Here is a 2,470-nt window from a genome sequence, read left to right on the forward strand (position 1 = left end):
TACGTGAAGCGGTAAAACGTATTGAACAACTAAAAAGCGAAGATTCATATGATGATGTCATGTTTTCTTTGTTGAAGCTGGCAAGCCCTGAACTTAAAAAGTCAATTATTACCGGGTTAATGGCGGGGGTGATGTGTGAACAAGAGTTGAAAAATAAGTGAATACAAGAAAAAGAAACAGGCGAAATGCAATGATTAATTGGTTTGTACTCATAGGTGGAGTAGCATGAATATTTTAAAGTTCTCTGTGCTTATCATTTCTTTAAGTTCTGCTATTGGTGCTTTTAATGTTGCGGCTGATACATTACCAGCAACGAATGATACGAACAAAGGAAAGTCTGCTAACGAGCAAGTGGTTGAATATTTAAAATTGGCAAACACTGTTCAGGATACAGTTATAATTAAAAGCCTAACTACTAATACTTATGAAGGGAAGGCGGATTTTAGTTTTATTCGTTTGTCAAAATATAATGGCTATGTTATTTGCGAGCAAGTAAGTGGTAATCTATCTTATCATTTTCGTCAGTCGGGTAATGAGCGAATAATTCAGGTTGATAAATTTAAATCAGAGAGCATTAGTTGCTTAAAGTAACAGCGTATGTTTATACAGTCCAGCACTTTACATTAGATCGCAAAGAGCTGCGTAACGAATGGTATCCACTCAGTTTCTATAAAGCTGAATATGGATTAAAAGAGTGATTCCGGTAATTCTGTCCAGTTGTGCTGGAAGTACAGGATCTGGACAGGTATTATTGGTTTGTGTTCGTTAATTTATAGGCGAGAATTTCCCATGAAAACATTAATTATTGAATCTCCCCCTGAAACTGTATTAAGCACACAGCCTTATCCCATCACGCCTGATTTAATTGAGTCTATGTTTCGTGGTAAGGCATCCGTAATGGTTATTGGTGAAATCAATAAAGGCAATCCGGCATTTAAAGACTGGAGTAAGCGGCTCTCATACGGAGAAAAATTACCTCGCGGTAAATATTTCCGCAAACAGGAAGAGAGCCGTTTGTGGTTTTATTCATTTCTGCACCAGTCGTACAAGTGACTTGCCCGACTATCCAGATTATTTAAAGGTGACATGAAATGGAAAGCCAAAATTTTGATTCAATTGTTAGCTCGGGAACTGATCAAATTTTAAATGTAACAGTAATAATTCTTATTGTTCTTTTTTTAATTTCGTTATGGGGTGTATTACGTGGTGTCTTTATCTTGAAGTACATAAAACAACCTTCGCTAAATGAAGAAATCACTAAGGAAGAGGCTCATCTTCTTAAAGTACAAGCGAAAACTATGTTTTTCATCTTTTCCCCGGTCTTGGTTATGAGTGTTATTGCTCTTATATGGTATTTCATAGCATCTTAATCAAAATAAATTAGGCCGCTTGTCGGCCTTGCTGCTGCCGTTCTCTCGCTAATTCTCGCGCTCAATCCCCCTGCCAAAATCTCAGATTTCACGTAGCGCAACGTGCTTCCTGATACCATCAAAAAAACTCACCAATATTTTTTGCATTGCAAAATACTTAACTCACTGTAAAACAACAAATCATACTCGCGCCGGTTGCGCATCGAGAACGCTGGCCAACGCGTTCGCGTGACACGACCGTAACAGTTTATTTGAACAAGATTTTACGCGCTCCGGGGCGCATTCCGGTAAACTGTCCGGGCTTGTTCCAGGCACCGGAACCCCTCTCCTTTTAATTCCCCAGGCACTTAGACATACAGCGCTTTCTGTCCAGTTACCCTTCTCATCATGCAGTAGTTACAACATACACATATTCATCACAACATCTGGTGCCTGTCGGCGGCATCGTGCCTGTATCCTGGGCTGTCCAGATCGGAGGGGCGAACCGCGCCCCAAAAAGTCAGAAACCGGACACGTACCCGACCAGGCAAAACGGCACTATCGGAAAAAATGTCCAATATTTATTTTGGTGATCGGATTTATTACGCTCGGCCTGTCTGCCGCGCTGCGTCATAATTAACGGCGGCGCGGTGTGGGGGCTATTACGTCACCCACAATAGGAAGATACCTGCCTGGCGGTTTTCATTTCGTCACCCATAGTAGGAAGATAACGCCGTTACCCGGCGCGTTTCGGTTTTGTCTACTCGCGTAGACAAGCGGCGGTGCTGACCTGACCGGGTTAACCACTACAATAGAATCACAGATCAGATCACGGCTTTTAGCGAAGCCGGGAAACTGCCGGGAAATTTTTTCCCGGTGGGCCCACGGCTGGACAACACCGGGCTGACTGCCCGGCGGCGTCAGTGGTTTTTTTGAGGATGCGGAGCGTTAAAAATTGAGTCACTTACCCCCGGCGATGTTGCAGAATTTACACAGTGGTGCCATCGTTCCCGCTGGCGGTTCGCTGTCCCTCGATGCTGCCCGGACAATGCGCGATTACGCCGCACACCTCGGCGCAGGTCTGCCGAAATATTTACTCGCCCCTGAAATCAGTCTGCTGC

At 43.5% G+C, this 2,470-nt stretch carries 3 protein-coding genes; all 3 read left to right on the forward strand.

Annotation, left to right across the window (positions count from 1 at the left end):
- Positions 1 to 225 precede the first annotated feature (225 nt).
- Complete coding sequence (locus FH968_RS23450) at positions 226 to 591, forward strand: hypothetical protein (RefSeq protein ID WP_139883882.1); 366 nt, start codon at positions 226 to 228, stop codon at positions 589 to 591.
- Positions 592 to 789: 198 nt separating this feature from the next.
- Positions 790 to 1,053 (forward strand): hypothetical protein, encoded by a 264-nt coding sequence (locus FH968_RS23455; protein WP_139883884.1) that lies wholly within the window; start codon positions 790 to 792, stop codon positions 1,051 to 1,053.
- A gap of 38 nt (positions 1,054 to 1,091) precedes the next feature.
- The gene (locus FH968_RS23460; RefSeq protein WP_139883886.1) at positions 1,092 to 1,370 is read left to right on the forward strand and encodes a hypothetical protein; all 279 of its coding nucleotides are present in this window, start codon (positions 1,092 to 1,094) and stop codon (positions 1,368 to 1,370) included.
- Positions 1,371 to 2,470 lie beyond the last annotated feature (1,100 nt).

Origin of the sequence: Buttiauxella sp. B2, from assembly GCF_006376615.1 — a bacterium.
Lineage (GTDB): Bacteria > Pseudomonadota > Gammaproteobacteria > Enterobacterales > Enterobacteriaceae > Buttiauxella.